The organism is Oceanobacillus aidingensis (assembly GCF_042654105.1).
In the GTDB taxonomy this organism is placed as follows: domain Bacteria; phylum Bacillota; class Bacilli; order Bacillales; family Amphibacillaceae; genus Oceanobacillus; species Oceanobacillus oncorhynchi.
In genome coordinates, this window is the sequence record NZ_JBHSFT010000031.1 from 1 (window position 1) to 1,879 (window position 1,879).

General features: G+C 40.9%; 1 protein-coding gene. It reads right to left on the reverse strand.

Annotated features, from left to right (window positions below):
- Window positions 1-84: 84 nt before the first annotated feature.
- Complete coding sequence (gene ltrA / locus ACFO3P_RS14555; RefSeq protein ID WP_289585512.1) at window positions 85-1,359, reverse strand: group II intron reverse transcriptase/maturase; 1,275 nt, start codon at window positions 1,357-1,359, stop codon at window positions 85-87.
- Window positions 1,360-1,879 lie beyond the last annotated feature (520 nt).

Here is a 1,879-nt window from a genome sequence, read left to right on the forward strand (position 1 = left end):
AAAATCGAGTAGAGGGAAAAGCTAAATAACTTTTCGCCCCTCTCACACCACCAGTACATACGGTTCCGTATACGGCGGTTCAATTTATATTTCAGTGTGTACTTTTAGATAACGGTCTAAGGCAAAGGGGATACCTCTTTGCTTTAGTCTTTTATTAGACAATGCTCTCTGAACAACTTTCGACAACCCAGTAAATCGGAAACCTTTCCTACAATAGGTTAGCCCCTTGGCTTCTTCCTTTGGTATACCAAGTTGTATGAGAGATTTAATTCTCTTTTTGTTGTTCTTCCATTGTTTCCAGATAATTACTCTTATTCTGGAGCGCAACTTCGCATCTATAGACTCTAAAACGCTCTTCATATTAGCTACCCTAAAATAGTTGACCCAACCATACATGACCTGTTTTAACTTGATGATTCTGTCGTTTAAGGAAATACTCCAATTTCGCTTTGTTAATCGGCGCAGTTTCCTTTGGAATTTTTGAACCGACGTTTTACTGGGTCTCGGTTGAAATTTCCTCTTATTTGAGTCATAGTAAAAACCAAAGCCTAGAAATGTTGTTTTCGTAGGGCGTGAGATTTTACTTTTCTCCATATTTACCTTTAGCCCCAGTTTCTCTTCGATAAATGTTGTAATGGAAGTAAGAACTCTATTTGCCGCCTTTTCACTTTTGACAAAGATAAGGCTATCGTCTGCGTATCTTACGAAACGCAGACCTCTTGCCTCCAGTTCCTTATCTAACTCATTCAACATAATGTTACTTAGAAGTGGACTAAGGTTGCCTCCCTGTGGGGTTCCTATAGTTGTATCTTCATATTTCCCATCGACCATCACACCACTTACGAGGTATTTTCGGATCAGAGAAATGACATCACCATCTTTGATTGTGTGCGAGATTATTCGCATTAACTTATCATGATGGACAGTATCGAAAAATCGTTCCAGGTCAATATCCACTAACCACTGGTATCCGTCATTGATATATTCCAATACTTGCGTGATTGCCATTTCGCAACTTCTTCTTGGTCTGAAACCATAACTGTAGTCACTGAATTGTTTTTCAAATATCGGGCTGAGCACTTGACTAATTGCCTGTTGGACAACTCTGTCAACCACTGTTGGAATACCCAATTTGCGCATCTTTCCATTTTCTTTCGGAATTTCTACGCGCAGTGCTGGCCTTGGTTTGTATTTTCTTTTCTGGATTTGCGTTCGCAATTCCTCTTTGTGTTTCCTTAGGTATGCTTTCAGTTCATTTACTGTTACGCCGTCTACCCCACCTGCACCTTTGTTTCGGTACACTCGAAGATAGGCTTCGTTCATATTTTGATCGCTTAAAATCTTTTCTAAAATTTCCACACTCGTTTCTTCCTTTCCTTTCATGTGACGGAGAACACTTCTATTTTGACTATCCTCTGAGATACGCTCATACTTTCATCATTAACACATTCAGAAGTTTATTCTTCGTGCATTCATGGCGTAGAAACACTATAAATTGTTCAGCCCTTCATGATTTTCATCACTACTACGGCATCGGCTGACTTCTCACGATAAGCCTTTTTCGACCAGCTTTCTTTTTAGGGGACTCCTCAGCTGTCCGTGAGACCTCCCAGGGTAAGACAACTATCTTTCCTCTTTTACTCGCCTAATTTACTCTGCAGGGTTACGCACATCTTTTGGATTTTGACTTGTTATGGAGCCTTATCCGCCTACAGAGCCTTCGTATCAGATTTCTGTTCGTCGAGCCAAGATTTTGATACACGCTTCCTTCAGCCTTTACCTCACGATAAATGCTTTGCGCTTCTCTAGTGGTTGGTCGATGTGTACCTCCACAGTGGATTTCCACCACCTAGATAGTCGCCATGCCTGGCGCACATAA